Origin of the sequence: Lelliottia sp. 489, assembly GCF_050435885.1 — a bacterium.
In the GTDB taxonomy this organism is placed as follows: Bacteria; Pseudomonadota; Gammaproteobacteria; order Enterobacterales; family Enterobacteriaceae; genus Enterobacter; species Enterobacter nimipressuralis.
This window is the reverse complement of the sequence record NZ_JBNDLC010000001.1, coordinates 371,150-389,795: the sequence shown is the minus strand read 5'-3', so window position 1 is coordinate 389,795 and position 18,646 is coordinate 371,150. Positions and strand designations below refer to the sequence as shown.

17 protein-coding genes are annotated in these 18,646 nt (G+C 55.0%); 9 read left to right on the top strand and 8 right to left on the bottom strand.

Translation table 11 applies throughout. From position 1 onward, the window contains the following. Positions 1-15 precede the first annotated feature (15 nt). Positions 16-1,278, bottom strand: a complete 1,263-nt coding sequence (umuC, locus tag ABIE11_RS02000) for a translesion error-prone DNA polymerase V subunit UmuC (protein WP_100780332.1) — start codon at positions 1,276-1,278, stop codon at positions 16-18. Beyond that, entirely contained in the window at positions 1,262-1,696 is a 435-nt protein-coding gene (gene umuD, locus ABIE11_RS01995) for a translesion error-prone DNA polymerase V autoproteolytic subunit (protein WP_100780333.1), read from the bottom strand. The genes umuC and umuD overlap by 17 nt, the downstream gene beginning before the upstream one ends. Positions 1,697-1,820: 124 nt before the next feature. On the opposite strand from umuD, the gene ABIE11_RS01990 reads away from it, so the two are divergent. Continuing rightward, entirely contained in the window at positions 1,821-2,117 is a 297-nt protein-coding gene (locus ABIE11_RS01990) for a putative quinol monooxygenase (protein WP_429183761.1), read from the top strand. On the opposite strand, the gene ABIE11_RS01985 is transcribed toward ABIE11_RS01990, so the two are convergent. Continuing rightward, positions 2,107-2,949, bottom strand: coding sequence for a hypothetical protein (locus tag ABIE11_RS01985; RefSeq protein WP_181827810.1), 843 nt, complete (start codon positions 2,947-2,949; stop codon positions 2,107-2,109). The two genes, ABIE11_RS01990 and ABIE11_RS01985, sit on opposite strands and share 11 nt — an antisense overlap. Positions 2,950-3,358: 409 nt before the next feature. Here ABIE11_RS01985 and ABIE11_RS01980 point away from each other — a divergent pair, with 409 nt between their 5' ends. After that, positions 3,359-3,541: a hypothetical protein gene (locus ABIE11_RS01980; RefSeq protein ID WP_429183759.1), complete on the top strand. Its 183-nt coding sequence runs from the start codon at positions 3,359-3,361 to the stop codon at positions 3,539-3,541. A 331-nt stretch (positions 3,542-3,872) separates the two neighbouring features. On the opposite strand, the gene ABIE11_RS01975 is transcribed toward ABIE11_RS01980, so the two are convergent. Then, positions 3,873-4,739: an aldo/keto reductase family oxidoreductase gene (locus ABIE11_RS01975; RefSeq protein ID WP_107703666.1), complete on the bottom strand. Its 867-nt coding sequence runs from the start codon at positions 4,737-4,739 to the stop codon at positions 3,873-3,875. 107 nt (positions 4,740-4,846) lie between these two features. Here ABIE11_RS01975 and tcp point away from each other — a divergent pair, with 107 nt between their 5' ends. Continuing rightward, a complete protein-coding gene (gene tcp, locus ABIE11_RS01970; protein ID WP_429184259.1) occupies positions 4,847-6,505 on the top strand; it encodes a methyl-accepting chemotaxis citrate transducer in 1,659 nt (552 codons plus the stop codon). A 5-nt stretch (positions 6,506-6,510) separates the two neighbouring features. On the opposite strand, the gene smrA is transcribed toward tcp, so the two are convergent. Further along, positions 6,511-7,074, bottom strand: a complete 564-nt coding sequence (gene smrA / locus ABIE11_RS01965; protein ID WP_248860133.1) for a DNA endonuclease SmrA — start codon at positions 7,072-7,074, stop codon at positions 6,511-6,513. Between the two features lie 334 nt (positions 7,075-7,408). Beyond that, entirely contained in the window at positions 7,409-8,329 is a 921-nt protein-coding gene (locus tag ABIE11_RS01960; RefSeq protein WP_429183757.1) for a LysR family transcriptional regulator, read from the bottom strand. Between the two features lie 175 nt (positions 8,330-8,504). On the opposite strand from ABIE11_RS01960, the gene ABIE11_RS01955 reads away from it, so the two are divergent. The 6 genes from ABIE11_RS01955 to uspE all read left to right on the top strand — a co-directional run bounded on the left by ABIE11_RS01955 (position 8,505) and on the right by uspE (position 15,376). Continuing rightward, positions 8,505-9,815: a M20 family metallo-hydrolase gene (locus ABIE11_RS01955; RefSeq protein WP_429183756.1), complete on the top strand. Its 1,311-nt coding sequence runs from the start codon at positions 8,505-8,507 to the stop codon at positions 9,813-9,815. Continuing rightward, positions 9,815-11,260: a M20 family metallopeptidase gene (locus tag ABIE11_RS01950; protein ID WP_429183754.1), complete on the top strand. Its 1,446-nt coding sequence runs from the start codon at positions 9,815-9,817 to the stop codon at positions 11,258-11,260. The genes ABIE11_RS01955 and ABIE11_RS01950 overlap by 1 nt, the downstream gene beginning before the upstream one ends. 42 nt (positions 11,261-11,302) lie before the next feature. Continuing rightward, positions 11,303-12,829, top strand: a complete 1,527-nt coding sequence (abgT, locus tag ABIE11_RS01945; protein ID WP_429183753.1) for a p-aminobenzoyl-glutamate transporter — start codon at positions 11,303-11,305, stop codon at positions 12,827-12,829. Between the two features lie 10 nt (positions 12,830-12,839). Further along, on the top strand, positions 12,840-13,352 hold the full coding sequence (ogt, locus tag ABIE11_RS01940; RefSeq protein ID WP_429183751.1) for a methylated-DNA--[protein]-cysteine S-methyltransferase: 513 nt from the start codon (positions 12,840-12,842) through the stop codon (positions 13,350-13,352). Positions 13,353-13,536: 184 nt separating this feature from the next. Next, positions 13,537-14,289 (top strand): fumarate/nitrate reduction transcriptional regulator Fnr, encoded by a 753-nt coding sequence (gene fnr / locus ABIE11_RS01935; RefSeq protein WP_014070017.1) that lies wholly within the window; start codon positions 13,537-13,539, stop codon positions 14,287-14,289. Between the two features lie 136 nt (positions 14,290-14,425). Beyond that, the gene (gene uspE / locus ABIE11_RS01930; RefSeq protein ID WP_100780346.1) at positions 14,426-15,376 is read left to right on the top strand and encodes a universal stress protein UspE; all 951 of its coding nucleotides are present in this window, start codon (positions 14,426-14,428) and stop codon (positions 15,374-15,376) included. Positions 15,377-15,487: 111 nt separating this feature from the next. Here the strand turns inward: uspE and pntB are convergent, their stop codons facing one another. Together pntB and pntA are read right to left on the bottom strand one after the other, a co-directional pair. Continuing rightward, positions 15,488-16,876 (bottom strand): Re/Si-specific NAD(P)(+) transhydrogenase subunit beta, encoded by a 1,389-nt coding sequence (pntB, locus tag ABIE11_RS01925; protein WP_429183748.1) that lies wholly within the window; start codon positions 16,874-16,876, stop codon positions 15,488-15,490. A gap of 10 nt (positions 16,877-16,886) precedes the next feature. Continuing rightward, the gene (gene pntA, locus ABIE11_RS01920; RefSeq protein ID WP_100780348.1) at positions 16,887-18,416 is read right to left on the bottom strand and encodes a Re/Si-specific NAD(P)(+) transhydrogenase subunit alpha; all 1,530 of its coding nucleotides are present in this window, start codon (positions 18,414-18,416) and stop codon (positions 16,887-16,889) included. Positions 18,417-18,646 lie beyond the last annotated feature (230 nt).

Here is an 18,646-nt window from a genome sequence, read left to right as displayed (position 1 = left end):
GACGAGGGAAAACGACTATTTTGCCACAGGCAAATCGGCGTAGCGTGTCGTATACCCCGGCGACAGCATTTCGCGTTTCATCGCCCAGCTTTTCTGGCTGCCCTGACCGGCAAACCAGACCGTTCCACGCCCGGAGAGATTGAGCCGATCGATAGTCTGCATCAGCGCCTGGCTGTTGTTTCGCGGCTGATATTCATCAAACAAATTCAGCTGCGCGACCCCCTGGCTGAAAAAATCGCTCAGCATCACCCCCGCTTTCATATAGCGAAAACCGTCCTGCCAGATCCGCTCCAGCGCATGGCTGGCGACGCGGATGATATCGCGCGTGTCGTTCGACGGGATCGCCAGACGACCGCTGGCCTGAGGGCCATAAAACACTTCATTTTCCGCGTGCGGGCTGGTGCGCATAAACACGCTGATCACGCAGCAGAACTGCTTTTCTGCCCGCAGCTTCTCGGCGGCACGTTCAGCGTAAGCGCACACCGCCTGCTGCATCTCGCGGTACTCCGTAATACGGTGCCCAAAGGAGCGGCTACAGATGATCTGCTGTTTCGCTGGCGCAAATTCATCGATCTCCAGACAAGGCTCGCCGCGCAACTCACGCACCGTGCGCTCCAGTACCACATTGAAATGTTTACGGATCACCCAGGTTGAGCACTCCGCCAGCTGCAGCGCGTTTTCGATGCCCATCTGATTGAGTTTTTTGCCGATTCGCCGCCCCACGCCCCACACTTCACCCACCGGCACCAGCGCGAGCAGCTTTTGCTGACGATCCGGATCGGAAAGATCCACCACGCCATCGGTCTTACGCCAGGTTTTAGCCGCAAAGTTGGCCAGCTTGGCGAGGGTTTTGGTCGGCGCGATACCGACGCCGACGGTCAGCCCGGTATTTTTCAGGATCTGCTCGCGGATCTGACGGCCAAACGTCTCAAGCGCGATGCAATTCGCCACGCCGGAGACATTAATAAAGGCCTCATCGATGGAGTAGACTTCAATCGCAGGCGCCATCTCCGCCAGGATCGTCATCACGCGATGGCTCAGGTCCGCATACAGGGCGTAGTTGGAGCTAAACACCGCCACTTTTTGCCGTCGCAGTTCATCTTTGATCTTGAAGTAAGGCGCACCCATCTTGATACCAAGCTTTTTGGCTTCTGCCGAGCGGGAAATTATGCATCCGTCGTTGTTGGACACCACCACCACCGGTTTGCCCTGCAGATCGGGGCGAAACACCGTCTCACAGGAGGTGTAGAAGCTGTTGACGTCAACGAGCGCGAACATGTTTGTGCGATTTCACGGTGTGCGTTACCACGCCAAAGAGCTGCAGCTCGTCCTCTGACTGGAAAACGATGGGAGAGTAGTGCTTGTTGTGCGGCAGCAGATGGAGGTACGGGCGGGTGCGCAACTCTTTCACGGTGAACTCCCCCGCAATCGCCGCCACCACAATATCGCCATGTTCCGCCGTTAACGATCGGTCGATCACCAGCAGATCCCCGTCGCCAATCCCTGCGCCGATCATGGAATCCCCGCTCACTTTCACGAAATAGGTCGCACTGGGATGTGCGATGAGCAGTTTGTTCAGATCGAGACGATCTTCGACATAATCCTGCGCCGGACTGGGAAACCCGCACGGGACGCGCTCCAGAAAAAGCGGTAATTCGATGATTTCTTTATGTTCACATGAAAAAACAGGATTCATGATAGCCAACCTGATAATAACTGTATATAAATACAGTATTATGCATTTAGCGATCAGATCAAGTCGATTCTGGCCCGCGAAAATGAAGCCGTTGAAGTCACACGGAATTTAAAAAGGAGAGATCATGCTGAAAGTCATCGCGGAAGATTTTATTAAACCGGAAGCCATTGAGACCGTACTCCCGCTCTACCGCGCGCTGGTGGAGGCCACCAAACGGGAGCCGCTGTGCATTGCCTACGATTTATATGTGGACGAGAAAGATGCCGGGCATTTTGTTTTTATCGAAGAGTGGCCGGATCGCGCCGCGCTGGATGCGCATTGCGCGAGCGAACACTTCAGACGGCTGGTGCCGATGATTAACCAGCACCAGCGAAAAGCGCCAACCTTTATTCTGATGGGCAGTTTCAGCACTACAGTTTAAACGTGAAATCAGCGATATACCGCTCGCCGCCTTCGGCAATCGCCTTCGACAGCTTCTTGTAATAACGCTCAACGCCGTAGGCTTCGATGTGCTGGATTTGAGCGCGAACCGGCGCGCAAAACAGCTCGGGATTACCGGCCCCCACTCTTTTGCTGTTGGGCGGCAGCTCGGACGAAATCGCTTTAAACCAGGTGCGCACGGCGCTCTTCAGCGTGGCGGGCACTTTGGCGACGTCGTCGATGCCCGTCAGCACCTGCACCGTGGGAAACTGGTTGGCCTCGACCGCTTTTTTGAGACGGTTAAAGAACTGGCTGAATAATTCAAATGAGCTTAAATCAGAAATCTTCTGTTTCGTGGAGCCACGGGTTTTGCTGGCCGCTTTCGCACCGCTTCTCCCGCGTTGAGGGCTTTCTTCGAGCTGCAAATCAAACAGCAGATTGCAGTGCTCCCGACGTTTTTTCACATCGGAGAACATTTCCAGAAAGGTAGAGATAAACTGCGGCGTCATCAGATCGTGAAGCTCATGGTTCACCAGCCACTGTGAGCGCGCAAACGCGCCAGGTGTAATGAACCAGTCCGGTGTGTCGGTGAAGCGCCTTGACCGACCTTTGCTGTCAAATTCGACGAACTCAGCCCCGTTCGCAAAGGCGAAACGGCAGTTCTTCAGACTGATGATAGTGTGGTTCATGATCAACGCATCTTTGATAAATCTGGCCACCACCGCACTCATCACAAAGGCGGTGTGCTTATCATCACGGATGACATACTTCAGATCTTCGACAGACTTCACGCCGGGTTCAAGATTATCGAATTCCAAGAAAAGGTGATACATGCCGAGGACTTCCTGATAGCGCCAATCCGCAAAGGATAACACAGATTAATAATGGGGTTGTTAATTGCCAGTATCCCTTTGCAGACACAACATACACTTCACTCACACTACAATAAAAAACATAGCACACTAACAGAAATAAAAATCATCACTTCACATAAAAAATAGACACTACAAACTCACTAAAATAAAACTTTTTCAGAATTTTATGCTGTTTTTACGCCCGCTCTTGCAACCGTTCTTTGCAGAAATGTTACATCTTTCGCGCCCTCTCTCTGGCGCACTATCGGCGAAAAATGGGACTTTCCGATTTTTAAGTGCATAAAAAAGCATTTTATTGCATAGGTAAAGATCCCACGTTGAGGTGATGTTTAATTGTTTACATCCCTGTAATTCATTGAGCAGATTTATGATTAAGCCAGAAGCTCTCACGCAGGACCTCACCCCGAGAATGGAAGCGTTTACACACTATGCAAAACCGGATGATTATTTTCCGCTGTTTTGCCCACTTTCCATGCTCAAGCCTTTCCCCTTTCAAATGAAAATCGGCACAAAAACCAGGCGCGTTTTTAACGGATTTAATACAAATTAAACCGCAGTTTCAGAAAGTTGACTTGTAATCACTCTCCACGCATATTTCACAGCACGAATTAACAAGACAACGTTTGGAGGACTTGAGCAATGCCAAGCCGAGATTACCCGGACAAGCGTGTAGCACGCGGTACAGCAAAGGATGCTAACTTAAAAATGTTGAGCGCGAGGATTGAATCCACGCTGGTCGAATATGTCAGAGCCACGGCGTATGAAACGCGGCTGAGTAAGCAGGAAATTATCGCTGAGGCGCTAGAGCTTCACAGAAGAAGCCGAATGACGGAAGCGGCCACGGAATAAAGGCGTGGCCGCCGGTTTACCAGGCTGGCGGGTTATTCCGCCAGCGCGTTCAGGGCAGCCAGGGCGTCATCCGGCAGCACCAGATCGCCAGCCGCCAGGTTTTCGCGCAGATGCGCCACCGACGAAGTGCCAGGAATCAGCAGGATATTCGGCGAGCGTTTCAGCAGCCATGCCAGTGCAACCTGCATTGGCGTGGCACCCAGTGAATCAGCAACCACCTGAAGGCCGGACGATTGCAGCGGCGTGAATCCCCCCAGCGGGAAGAACGGCACATAGGCAATCCCCTGCTCCGCCAGCTCATCGATCAGCGCATCGTCGCTACGATTAACGATGTTGTAGAGATTCTGCACGCAGACAATCGGCGTGATGCTCTGCGCCTGCGCAATTTGCGTGGCAGTAACATTACTCAGCCCAATGTGTCGTACCAGCCCCTGACGCTGTAATTCCACCAGCGTAGTTAAAGGTTCTTCGATCGACCCCTCTGCAGGGCCGTGAGCGCTAAACATAATGCGTAAATTCACCACATCCAGCACATCCAGCTGCAGGTTTCGCAGGTTATCGTGCACCGCCTGCGTTAGCTCCTGAGCCGAAAAGGCCGGCAGCCAGGAGGCGTCAGTTCCGCGACGGGCGCCAATTTTCGTTACCAGCGTCAGATCGTCACGGTACGGATGCAGTGCTTCCCGAATCAGCTGATTGGTCACATGCGGGCCGTAGAAATCACTGGTATCAATATGATTCACCCCTGCCGCCACCGCTTCACGCAGCACTGCCAGCGCAGCCGCTTTGTCTTTTGGCGGACCAAATACACCGGGGCCTGCAAGCTGCATCGCGCCATAGCCGAGTCGGTTAACCGCGCGAGTCCCTAACGTATAACTGCCACTTTTCTCAATACGGGTCATATGCGTCTACCTGTCTGACTGCCAATTAAGCAGTAGTAAAATTAAAGTTTAGCCCCACTACGTCGATAACAATGATGCAACTTCTGCACATCAAATGGGCTTCCGTCATGCTGAAAAATCTGCACGTTATTACCGGGATTGTCTTTGCTCTCACTATATTCTGCCTGTTGCAAGTCGTCACGGGGGGATTGTTTTATTCCGCTGTCAGCAATGACCGTCATAACTTCCAGAACTCAGGCAACCTGAATGCACAGCAGGAGAGCCTGAGCGACAGCGTCAACACGCTGGTCAAAACTCGCGTCACGGTCACGCGCGTCGCCATTCGTTACCTCAAAAATCAGCGCGACCCGGCCTCTCTGGCGGCGATCAATAAGCTGCTCGGTAACGCCAGCGATTCCCTGACCAAAGCGGAAAACTACTACAGCACCTGGCAGGCCATGCCTCCGGTGAAGGGCCAGCGTCCGGAACTCACGGCTGAAATGCAAAAAGCCTACACCCAAATGCATGAAGTGATGCGCCTGTCGATTGAGTATCTGCGCGCGGATAACTATCAGGCGTATGGCGATCTCGACGCGCAGCAGGCGCAGGATGGAATGGAAGCCGTCTACACCCAATGGCGGGCGGAAAACAACACTCTGCTGAAAGCGGCGACCAAAGAGAACCAGAACAGCTTTACCCATATGCAGTGGACGCTGGGCACCATTTTCCTGGTGGTGGTGGCGGTACTGATTGTGTTCTGGCAGGGATTACAGCACCTGCTGCTGAAACCTCTGCGCAGCGTGATGAATCATATCCGCACCATCGCCAGCGGCGATTTAACACAAGCTATTTCCATCGACAGCCGCAACGAGATGGGCCAGCTGGCGGCCGGGCTGCATGAGATGCAGACGTCGCTGGTTACGACCGTCAGCGCGGTGCGCAGCAGTACCGATTCTATCTACACCGGCGCGGGCGAAATCGCCGCGGGCAGCAATGATCTCTCGGCCCGTACCGAGCAGCAGGCCTCTTCGCTGGAAGAGACGGCGGCAAGTATGGAAGAGCTGACGGCCACGGTGAAACAGAACTCTGATAACGCGCGCCAGGCGACTCTGCTCGCGAAAAACGCGTCGGAAACGGCGGATCGCGGCGGGCGTGTAGTGGATAACGTAATCCGCACGATGACCGAAATTGCCGACAGCTCCCAGCAAATTGCGCACATTACTAGCGTGATCGACAGCATCGCCTTCCAGACGAATATTCTGGCGCTGAACGCTGCGGTGGAAGCGGCGCGAGCCGGTGAACAAGGGCGCGGATTTGCCGTGGTCGCCGGGGAAGTTCGCACCCTGGCGAGCCGCAGCGCACAGGCGGCGAAGGAGATCAAAGCGCTGATCGAAAATTCCGTCAGCCGGGTGAATACCGGCTCCGGTCAGGTCAGTGAAGCCGGGGAAACCATGAAAGAGATCGTCGCAGCCGTCACCCGCGTAACCGATATTATGGGTGAAATTGCGTCGGCGTCCGATGAACAGAGTCGCGGTATTGAGCAGGTGAGTCTGGCGGTTTCGCAGATGGATAGCGTGACGCAGCAAAACGCCGCGCTGGTGCAGGAGTCCGCTACGGCGGCAGCGGCGCTGGAGGATCAGGCGGAACAGCTGCGCCAGGCCGTCGCCGCATTTCGTCTGAACGTGCAAACGCAGACGATCTCCCCGCGCGCGGCAAACCTGAAAACACCGCAGGTATTACGCCCGGCAGCAGCCTCCGCCGGGGATGGCAACTGGGAAACCTTTTGATGCACTTAGCGGCTGCGCTTCGCGTGCCGCTCCCGGTTATCCAGCTTAGCGTCGTCCGATTTTTGTAAGGCTACATAGCACGCACCGCTGCCGCCATGATGGGGCAGCGCAACGCAGACGGCCTGCACGGCGTCGAATTCCGCCAGCCAGCGCGCCAGGTAGCTGCGCACGATATTGGCATGCGAGCCCTCTTCCCGGCCCTTGCCGTGGATAATAATCAGATTGCGTAAACTGTCCTGCTGCGCCTGCTGAATAAATGCAAACAGCATCTGACGGCACTGCTCCACCGGCTGGCGTAATAAGTTCAGGCTGGCCTGACGCGGATATTTACCGGTGCGTAGCTTATCAATGACTCCCCGCTGAACGCCTTCGCGCTGAAACATCAGCGGTTCGGAAAGCGGCAGAACATCGAGGAAGCCGAGGGTGAGGAAGTTATCGAGCTGGGTAGTGTCGATACGCTGACGGGCACGCGGATTGCGGCTCGGCTGCCAGTTAATATCGGTGCTGCGCTTCAGCGGCTGGACATCATCCATGGCGTCAAGAAAAAGCGATTTGTCGTCAGGTTTCATGGTGCTCCTCCCGCTACATCTGAAGGCGTACTATACCTGCGCCAGGCGAGCGTCTCAATATCAGCCGAGCGCCCTGAAAAAATAATAACGCGCAGATATGTATTAAAAAAGCTAATAGATAATCGTGAAGCCGCCTTAAAATAAATTTAACAGGTGATTAAGTGTACAGTTTAAGTTAAAAATAAGTTAAATCATGCACTCTGATCACTTTATTTTTAGAGGAAAGCTGTTATAACTAAATAAACCTGCAACACGGATAATAAGCGGGACTTGCACAAGGATGCACTGCTGTGTGTACTGTAGGGTCTGTCCGATGTCGGCAGGCTCTATTTTTTTATTTCCCTTCGTTGAACATTATTCCACGTGCGTGTCTTCTGAACTGCGTTATTAATGACGCCGTCAACGGTGTTTGTCGGGAATCACGTCTTTGGATTAAATAATAAGCGGCTTTGGGTAATATTTCTTCAACCGGCAACATCACCAGACGGTGCGCCAGCAGAGGGTCACAGCCCAGCTCCTGCGGCAAAATGCTCAAAAAATCGCTCTGCGCCACCAGGCTAATACAGGATGAGAATGTTTCGCACACTACGCCAATTTGCGGTATTTGTGAGCGATAGCGGAATATGTCTTCAAGTTGTTTGTAATAACTTCCGCGCGGCGTAGGCATCGTCCAGTTATAATTCATAAGCTCACTAATGGATTTTGCGCCAATCGCCGGATGACCTTGCCGACAAAATATGGCGAAGGGTTTTTCGAACAGTTTTTCAAAGGTAAATTCGTGATCGTAAGGTCCCTGATAATAGGTATTGATGGTGAAATCCAGCTCTCCCTGGCGTAATTCATTGATCATCGACACCAGCTGCCCTTCCATAATTCGCACTTTCACCTGCGGATGCTGCTCGTGAAAACGGGTGATCACCGCAGGCATTAACGTCCGGGCCACGCTGGCTCCCATCCCGATATTGATCTGCCCGCCCTGCAACCCCTGACGCTGGCGAATATCATCCTGCGCGGCGCGCAGCTCTTCGAGGATCAGGTTGGCGTGCTGATAGAAACTCTCGCCGCATTCCGTCAGCGCCACGCCTTTACTGCGCCGCACAAACAGCTGCGCCGCCATCCCCTCTTCCAGCTCTTTGATGGATTTGGTTAACGCCGGTTGCGACAGATTCATCGCCCGGCTGGCACCGCGAATACTGCCCTGACGCGCCACTTCGACGAACGCGCGGATCTGATGAAATTTGACCTGAAATGACATAGCCCGACCGATAACCGTTGTTTATCAGAGTAAAGAAATTGTCATCTACTTTAATGGAAATGGATGTGCGAGGGTAATTCCTGAACGGTTAAAACTGTGAAAAATTGGTTAGTGATAAGTAAAAACTATCACAGCGTGAAGCAGTTCACATATTTTCATGATGACAGGAAGAGAGATGGATTCATTGACACAATCCCTTCAAAAATTAATGCCTCAGCTGACAACATGGCGTCGTGATTTTCACCAGTATGCCGAATCCGGCTGGGTGGAGTTTCGCACCGCCGCAAAAGTCGCGGAGATCCTCGATAACCTGGGCTATGCGCTGGCGATGGGCCGTGATGTGGTCGATGCCGACAGCCGAATGGGACTGCCCGACGCGGACACGCTGGCAGCGGAATTTGCCCGCGCCCGCCAGCAGGGCGCGCCAGAGAAATGGCTCAGCGCCTTTGAAGGCGGCTTCACCGGCCTTGTCGCCACGCTGAACACCGGTCGTCCCGGACCGACTCTCGCGTTTCGGGTGGACATGGATGCGCTGGATCTCAGCGAAGCCCTCGACGACAGCCATCGCCCGTTCCGCGACGGTTTTGCCTCCTGCAACCCAGGGATGATGCACGCCTGCGGCCACGACGGTCATACCACCATCGGCCTTGGGCTGGCGCATCTGCTGAAGCAGAACGAATCCCGGCTGAACGGTACCCTTAAACTTATCTTCCAGCCCGCTGAGGAAGGTACGCGCGGTGCACGCGCCATGGTGGCCGCCGGTGCGCTGGATGGCGTCGATTATTTTACCGCGATCCACATCGGCACCGGTGTCCCGACCGGAACCGTTATCTGTGGGAGCGATAATTTTATGGCGACCACCAAATTTGACGTGCGTTTCACGGGCGTTGCTGCCCACGCGGGCGGTAAACCGGAAGATGGCCGCAACGCCCTGCTCGCCGCCGCCCAGGCCGCACTGGCCCTGCACAGCATTGCGCCCCACAGCGAAGGCGCGTCACGCGTTAACGTCGGCGTCATGCAGGCGGGCAGCGGGCGTAACGTCGTTCCCGCCAGCGCGCTGTTAAAAGTGGAAACGCGCGGCGAAAGCGAGGCCATTAATCAGTACGTGTTTGAACGTGCTCAGGCGGTGATCGACGGTGCCGCAGCGCTCTACGGCGTAAAAGCTGAAATGCGCCTGATGGGAGCCGCAACTTCCAGCGCCCCGTCACCGGCATGGGTTGACTATCTGCGCGAACAGGCAAGCCTGGTACCGGGCGTGCGCCAGGCTATCGACAAAGTGAAAGCCCCGGCGGGATCAGAGGATGCCACGCTGATGATGGCGCGGGTGCAGCAGAATGGCGGGATGGCCTCCTATATGGTGTTTGGCACCGATCTGAGCGCCGGTCATCACAATGAAAAGTTTGATTTTGACGAGCAGGTCATGGCGGTGGCGATTGAAACGCTGGCCCGTACTGCGCTCAATTTTCCGTGGACGCGAGGTGTGTGATGCAGGAGATCTACCGTTTTATTGACGATGCGATTGAAACCCGATGTCAGACCTTCACCGATATCGCGGATGAAATCTGGGATCACCCGGAAACGCGCTTTGAAGAGTTCTGGTCCGCCGAACGTCTGGCGAGCGCACTCGAAGCCGAAGGTTTTGCCCTGACGCGCGAAGCGGGCGGTATTCCGAATGCCTTTATCGCCAGCTTTGGCAGCGGCAAACCTGTAGTGGCCCTGTTAGGCGAATTTGACGCGCTGGCGGGTTTAAGCCAGACCGCGCACTGCGCCACGCCGCAATCGGACACGCCCGGCGAGAACGGCCACGGCTGTGGACATAACCTGCTGGGAACAGCGGCGCTGGCGGGCGCGGTAGCCGTGAAAAGCTGGCTGGAAAAACACGGTGGCAGCGGCACGGTGCGTTTTTACGGCTGCCCGGGTGAGGAAGGCGGCTCCGGCAAAACCTTTATGGTGCGCGAGGGGCTGTTTGACGATGTGGATGCCGCCGTGACCTGGCATCCGGAAGCCTTTGCCGGGATGTTTAACGTCAGCACGCTGGCGAATATCCAGGCCTCGTGGCGCTTTCAGGGGATCGCCGCGCATGCCGCGAATTCGCCTCATCTCGGGCGTAGCGCGCTGGATGCCGTTACCCTGATGACCACCGGCACAAACTTCCTCAATGAGCACATCATCGAAAAAGCCCGCGTGCATTACGCCATCACCAACACCGGCGGGATATCGCCGAACGTGGTGCAGGCTCAGGCCGAGGTGCTGTATCTGATCCGCGCCCCGGAGATGGCTGACGCCCAGCAGATCTACGAGCGTATTGAAAAGATCGCGCAGGGCGCAGCGCTGATGACAGAAACCACCGTCGAACGCCGCTTTGATAAAGCCTGCTCCAGTTATCTGCCGAACCGCACCCTTGAAGCCGCGATGTACAGCGCGTTACAGCATTACGGCACGCCTGCGTGGACGGAAGAAGAGCGCGAATTTGCCGCTGAAATTCGTAAAACCCTCACGCCAAACGATCTGCAAAACAGCCTGAAAAATATCGCCGCTACGGGCGCTGAAGAGGGTAAAGCCTTTGCCCGTCGACATCATGAGACGCTGCTGGTGGATGAGGTCGCGCCCTACGCCATCACCGATAATGTGCTGGCGGGTTCCACTGACGTGGGCGACGTGAGCTGGAAAATGCCGGTAGCGCAGTGCTTCAGCCCCTGCTTTACCGTCGGCACGCCGCTGCACACCTGGCAGCTGGTGGCGCAGGGTCGCACCTCTATTGCCCATAAAGGTATGCTGCTGGCGGGAAAAGTGATGGGCGCTACGGTGCTGAATCTGCTGCAGGACGCATCGCTTCTGCAATCCTGCCGGAATGAGTTTGAACAACAGATAAAAGAACGACCGTACGAGTGTCCGATCCCACATAACGTGACACCGTCACCTTTAAAATAATAAAACACGCAAACAACAACACAACAGTCCCGAGGAACGCCCATGAGTATGTCTTCCATACCTTCGCATTCCCCATCCGGTAAGGTCTATGGCTGGGTTGAAAGGATCGGCAATAAAGTGCCGCACCCTTTCCTGCTTTTTATCTATTTGATTGTGATTCTGATGATCGCCACCGCCGTGCTGTCGGCTTTTGACGTTAGCGTGCGCAGCCCGGCGGATGGCAGCATGGTGGCGGTGAAAAACCTGCTCAGCGTCGAAGGGCTGCACTGGTTTTTGCCGAATGTGATTAAAAACTTCAGCGGTTTTGCGCCGCTGGGGGCGATTCTGGCGCTGGTGCTGGGCGCGGGTCTGGCTGAACGCGTGGGGTTGTTACCGGCGCTGATGGTCAAAATGGCGTCGGTGGTGAACGCACGCTACGCCAGCTATATGGTGCTGTTTATCGCCTTTTTCAGCCATATCTCCTCTGACGCGGCGCTGGTGATTATGCCGCCGATGGGTGCACTGATTTTCCTCGCCGTGGGCCGTCACCCGGTGGCGGGTTTGCTCGCGGCCATCGCGGGCGTCGGGTGCGGCTTTACCGCCAATCTGCTGATCGTCACCACCGATGTGTTGCTCTCGGGGATCAGCACCGAAGCGGCGAAAACCATTGATACCGCTATGCACGTCAGCGTGATCGACAACTGGTACTTTATGGCAAGCTCGGTGATTGTGCTGACGATTGTGGGCGGCCTGATCACCGATAAGATCGTCGAACCGCGTCTGGGTCAATGGGAAGGCAGCCGTGATGAAAAGCTGGAGACACTGAGCAAGGAACAGCGCCATGGCCTGCGCGTCGCCGGCGTCGTCTCGCTGCTGTTTATCGCGGCAATAGCGCTGATGGTGGTGCCTGAAAACGGTGTCCTGCGCGATCCGGTAAAACACACGGTCCTGCCGTCGCCGTTTATTCAGGGCATTGTGCCGCTGATTATTCTGTTCTTCTTTATCGTTTCTCTCGCTTACGGCATCGCCACCGGCAAAATTCGCCGCCAGGGCGATCTGCCCCAGCTGATGATCGAGCCGATGAAAGAGATGGCGGGTTTTATCGTGATGGTGTTCCCGCTGGCACAGTTTGTGGCGATGTTTAACTGGAGCAACATGGGCAAGTTTATGGCCGTTGGCCTGACAGATGTCCTGGAGTCCGCCGGACTGAGCGGCGTACCGGCGTTTGTCGGGCTGGCGCTGCTGTCATCCCTGCTGTGTATGTTTATCGCCAGCGGGTCCGCCATCTGGTCGATTCTGGCGCCGATCTTTGTGCCGATGTTTATGCTGCTCGGCTTTCATCCGGCGTTCGCCCAGATCCTGTTCCGCGTGGCCGATTCGTCGGTAATCCCTCTCGCACCAGTGTCGCCGTTTGTGCCACTGTTCTTAGGCTTCCTGCAACGCTATAAGCCCGAGGCGAAACTGGGTACCTACTATTCGCTGGTGTTGCCGTATCCGCTTATCTTTTTAGGGGTATGGCTGGTGATGTTAATCGCATGGTATCTTGTGGGGCTGCCAATTGGACCGGGGATTTACCCACGGCTTAATTAAGGGACAAAGGATGCTGAGATTACTCGAAGATAAGATTGCCACGCCGCTTGGCCCGCTGTGGATCATTGCCGATGAGCAGTTCAACCTGCGCGCGGTGGAGTGGGAAGAGCACAGCGACCGAATGGTGGAACTGCTGAATATCCACTATCGCGACGGCTATGAGCGCATCAGCGCAACGAACCCTGGCGGGTTGAGCGCGAAAATGGCGGACTACTTCGAGGGCGATCTCGGCATCATTGATACCTTACCGACCGCCACGGCAGGCACGCCTTTCCAGCGCGAAGTGTGGCAGGCGTTGCGCACCATTCCCTGCGGAAAGATTATGCATTACGGTCAGCTCGCCGAGCAGTTAGGCCGCGCGGGTGCCGCGCGTGCCGTCGGTGCAGCCAACGGCTCAAACCCGGTCAGCATTGTGGTGCCCTGCCATCGCGTGATTGGCCGTAACGGCACCATGACCGGCTATGCCGGTGGTGTGCAGCGTAAAGAGTGGTTATTGCGCCACGAAGGCTATTTGCTGTTGTAGAAATCCAGGCTTTTAGTGCTTAATTTTCTATGATTTAGGTCATTATTCCACAATCAAGCTGTGGAATTTCAAGAAGATGGCGACACAATGTCGCCACTTGCCGCTATTGATGGTTTCCCAGGCTTACGCACACTCCAAAAAGATGTTAAAATTGACCAATATCAATTAAGGCTTGAGCAGACCTATGATCCCGGAAAAGCGAATTATACGACGCATTCAGTCTGGCGGTTGTGCTATCCATTGCCAGGATTGCAGCATTAGCCAGCTCTGTATCCCGTTTACCCTGAATGAGCATGAACTCGATCAGCTTGATAATATCATCGAGCGCAAAAAGCCTATTCAGAAAGGGCAAACGCTGTTTAAAGCGGGAGACGAACTGAAATCGCTCTATGCGATCCGCTCTGGCACCATTAAGAGCTACACCATCACCGAGCAAGGTGATGAGCAGATCACAGGCTTCCATCTGGCGGGCGATTTAGTGGGCTTTGACGCTATCGGCACCGGCCATCACCCGAGCTTCGCTCAGGCGCTGGAAACCTCCATGGTTTGCGAAATCCCATTTGAAACGCTGGACGATCTGTCAGGCAAAATGCCTAATCTGCGTCAGCAGATGATGCGTCTGATGAGCGGTGAGATAAAAGGCGATCAGGACATGATCCTGCTGCTTTCCAAAAAGAATGCGGAAGAGCGTCTGGCAGCCTTTATCTATAACCTGTCGCGTCGCTTTGCTGAACGTGGTTTCTCCCCGCGTGAATTCCGCCTCACCATGACCCGTGGCGACATCGGTAACTACCTGGGCCTGACCGTTGAAACCATCAGCCGCCTGCTGGGTCGTTTCCAGAAAAGTGGCATGCTGGCGGTGAAAGGCAAATATATCACCATCGAAAACGGTGAAGCACTGGCGGTTCTCGCCGGTCACTCCCGCAACGTCGCTTAAGCCTCGCTTCTCTTCTGCCGGATCGATAAATTTTCGTGATTTATTGATCTGGCAAAACCTTATCCCCTGTTTCATTCAACATATATAGGTTACTCTTTTAATTACAGACTGTGGTGACAGTAGTAAGGAGACCTGTATGGCAAAGTATCAAAACATGCTGGTGGCCATCGATCCTAATCAGGACGATCAACCGGCGTTACGGCGAGCTGTCTATTTACATCAACGGATTGGCGGCAAAATCAAAGCGTTTTTGCCGATCTATGACTTCTCATATGAGATGACCACCCTTCTGTCGCCTGACGAGCGCACTGCTATGCGTCAGGGAGTGATCAGCCAGCGGACCGCGTGGATCCGCGAGCAGGCTAAATATTACATTGATGCGGGGATCCCCATCGACATCAAAGTCGTGTGGCATAACCGTCCTTTCGAAGCCATTATCCAGGAAGTGATCAGCGAAAAACACGACCTGCTGCTGAAAATGGCGCACCAGCACGACAAGCTGGAAGCGGTGATTTTTACCCCAACCGACTGGCACTTGCTGCGTAAATGCCCTTGCCCGGTGTGGATGGTGAAAGACCAGCCGTGGCCAGAAGGCGGTAAGGCGCTGGTGGCCGTAAACCTTGCCAGCGAAGAGAATTATCACAACGCGCTGAACGAAAAACTGGTTAAAGAGACAATCCAGCTTGCCGAACAGGTTAACCATACGGAAGTCCATCTGGTCGGTGCGTATCCGGTTACCCCTATCAATATCGCCATCGAACTGCCTGAATTTGACCCGAGCGTTTATAACGACGCTATTCGCGGTCAGCACCTGCTGGCCATGAAATCCCTGCGCCAGAAATTCAGTATCGACGAGAAAATGACGCACGTAGAAAAAGGGCTGCCTGAAGAGGTGATCCCGGATCTGTCGGAGCATTTGCAGGCGGGGATTGTGGTGCTTGGCACCGTTGGGCGCACCGGTATTTCCGCAGCGTTCCTCGGTAATACGGCGGAACAGGTGATCGACCATCTGCGCTGCGATCTGTTGGTCATCAAACCGGATCAGTATCAAACCCCGGTGGAACTGGATGACGAAGAAGACGATTGAGAATTGCTAAATAGAAAAAGCCGCCAACTTAGGCGGCTTTTTTATGCCGGTTTGTCCGGCACTGAGGTTCGTCAAAGGCCCGGCAGCTAGCGCCGCCGGGCAATAGCACCATTACAGCGCTTTCAGAATCGCATCCACGCTGGCTTTCGCATCGCCAAACAGCATGTGGGTGTTCTCTTTGAAGAACAGCGGGTTTTGTACGCCAGCGTAACCGGTGTTCATCGAGCGTTTGAAGACGATTACGTTCTGCGCCTTCCACACTTCCAGAACCGGCATACCGGCAATCGGGCTGCCTGGATCATCCTGCGCCGCCGGGTTCACCGTATCGTTGGCGCCAATCACCAGTACCGTGTCGGTGTCGGCGAAATCATCGTTGATCTCGTCCATTTCCAGCACCACGTCATAAGGCACCTTGGCTTCCGCCAATAGCACGTTCATGTGACCAGGCAAGCGCCCTGCCACCGGGTGAATACCGAAACGCACTTTGATCCCACGCGCACGCAGCTTTTCAGTGATTTCTGCCACCGGATACTGCGCCTGTGCCACCGCCATGCCGTAGCCTGGGGTGATGATCACAGAATGGGAGTTTTTCAGCATATCCGCCGTGTCTTCCGCCGTGATTTCACGGTGCTCACCCACTTCTTCGTCACCGCTGGATGACGCGCCGTCCGTACCAAAACCACCGGCAATAACGCTGAAGAACGAACGGTTCATCGCCTTACACATAATGTAAGACAGAATCGCACCCGACGAGCCCACCAGTGCGCCGGTAACGATCAGCAGGTCGTTGCTGAGCATAAAGCCCGCTGCCGCCGCTGCCCAACCGGAGTAGGAGTTCAGCATCGATACCACGACAGGCATATCCGCCCCGCCGATAGAGGCCACCAGATGCCAGCCAAACGCAAGCGCGATGACGGTCATCACCAGCAGCGCCAGCACCTGCATGCCGGTGCTTTCGGTACGCACGAACACCACCAGCAGCAGGAAAGAGACCACCAGCGCCGCGAGGTTCATTTTGTGACGGTTTGCCAGCATCAGCGGCTTAGACGAGATTTTGCCGCGCAGTTTGCCAAAGGCCACGATTGAGCCAGTAAAGGTCACCGCACCGATGAAGATCCCGAGGAACACTTCGGTCAGATGGATATTGACCAGAATCGGTTCCATGCCCGGTTCGTGGTACAGATAGCTGTTAAAGCCGACCAGCACCGCCGCCAGACCGACAAAGCTGTGCAGAATCGCCACCAGCTCTGGCATTTCGGTCATTTCGACGCGTTTTGCCAGGCGAATACCAATCGCCCCACCGATAATCATCGCTACCAGGATCCACGCGACGTTGCCGGTATCCGGCCCGAAGATGGTGGCAATCAGCGCAATCGCCATCCCCGCGATACCGAAGTGGTTCCCGCGCTGCGACGTTTCGTGCTTGGAAAGCCCCGCCAGACTGCAAATAAACAGGATTGCGGCAACAATGTATGCAGCTGTTACTAATCCTCCAGACATATGCTACCCCTTAGCCTTTACGAAACATTTTCAGCATGCGCTGAGTCACGGTGAAACCACCGAAAATATTGATACTGGCGATAAGCACCGCGATGAAGCTCAGGAAGCTGATCCAGCCGCCGTGACCAATCTGCAGTAACGCCCCCACCACGATGATCCCTGAAATGGCGTTCGTTACCGACATTAAAGGCGTGTGCAGTGCGTGAGAGACGTTCCACACCACGTAGTAACCGACAACACAGGAGAGCGCGAACACGGTGAAGTGGCCGAGGAACTCTTTCGGTGCCACGTCAGCGAGCCAGCCGAACAGAATAATCACCAGCGCCATCAGCGCGTATTTACGCCATGGAGAGACCGGTTTCGGTGGCTCTTTGGGTGCCGGTGCGGCTTTCTGCGCCGCCTGAGGCTGCGCGGAAACCTGAATTGGCGGAGCCGGCCAGGTGATTTCGCCGTCACGAATCACCGTCACGCCGCGCACTACCACATCGTCAAAATCAACGACCACGTTGCCGTCTTTCTCTTTACACAGCAGCTTTAGCAGGTTCACAAGGTTCGTGCCGTACAGCTGGGAAGACTGCGTTGGCAGGCGACCTGGCAGATCGGTGTAACCGATGATTTTCACACCGTTTGCGGTGGTCATCACTTCGTTCGGTACGGTGTATTCACAGTTGCCGCCGTTCTGCGAGGCCAGATCGACAATCACGCTCCCGGCTTTCATGGAATCGACCATTTCACGAGTGATCAGCTTCGGCGCGGGTTTGCCAGGGATCAGCGCCGTGGTGACGATAATATCGACATCTTTCGCCTGCGCCGCGAAGAGTTCCATTTCCGCTTTGATGAACGCTTCGGACATCACCTTAGCGTAGCCATCTCCGCTGCCCGCCTCTTCCTTGAAGTCCAGCTCAAGGAACTCGGCGCCCATACTCTGCACCTGCTCTTTCACTTCAGGACGCGTATCAAACGCACGTACGATCGCACCGAGGCTGTTCGCCGCACCGATCGCCGCAAGACCCGCGACACCCGCACCAATCACCATCACTTTAGCCGGTGGGACTTTCCCTGCCGCCGTGATTTGACCGGTAAAGAAGCGACCAAATTCATGGGCAGCCTCAACGATGGCACGATAGCCGGCGATATTCGCCATGGAACTCAACGCATCCAGCGACTGTGCGCGGGAGATACGCGGCACGGAATCCATCGCCATGACGGTGACGCCACGCGCGGCCAGTTTCTCCATCAGCTCCGGATTTTGCGCAGGCCAGACGAAGCTCACAAGCGTGGTGCCCGGATTTAACAGGGCGATTTCGCTCTCGGTTGGCGCATTCACCTTCAGGATTACCGGTGCCTGCCAGATCTCAGACCCGCTCACCACCTCAGCGCCCGCCTGAATAAATGCCTCGTCATCGAAGCTCGCCAGTTTGCCCGCGCCGCTTTCAACCGCGACGGTAAAACCCAGTTTAAGCAGCTGCTCGACCGTTTTCGGCGTGGCAGCAACGCGGGTTTCATTGGCTAACCGTTCTTTTGGTACCCCAATACGCATAGTTTTCCCTTCCATCGGTTCTTGATGATGGTTTGTCGATAAATGACCGCGATTTGCATAAGCGTCGCCAGGGAGAGCCCTGACGGGTAAATAACCACGGAAAATAAAACAGTAACAAACTTTCTATAACCTACTGAAAATACCGCTTGTGATCTACAGCAAGAAAACACTATTTCTGACTTTATCTGTGAAAAATAAGTGATCGCGGTCTCTGACAGCGATATTTACCT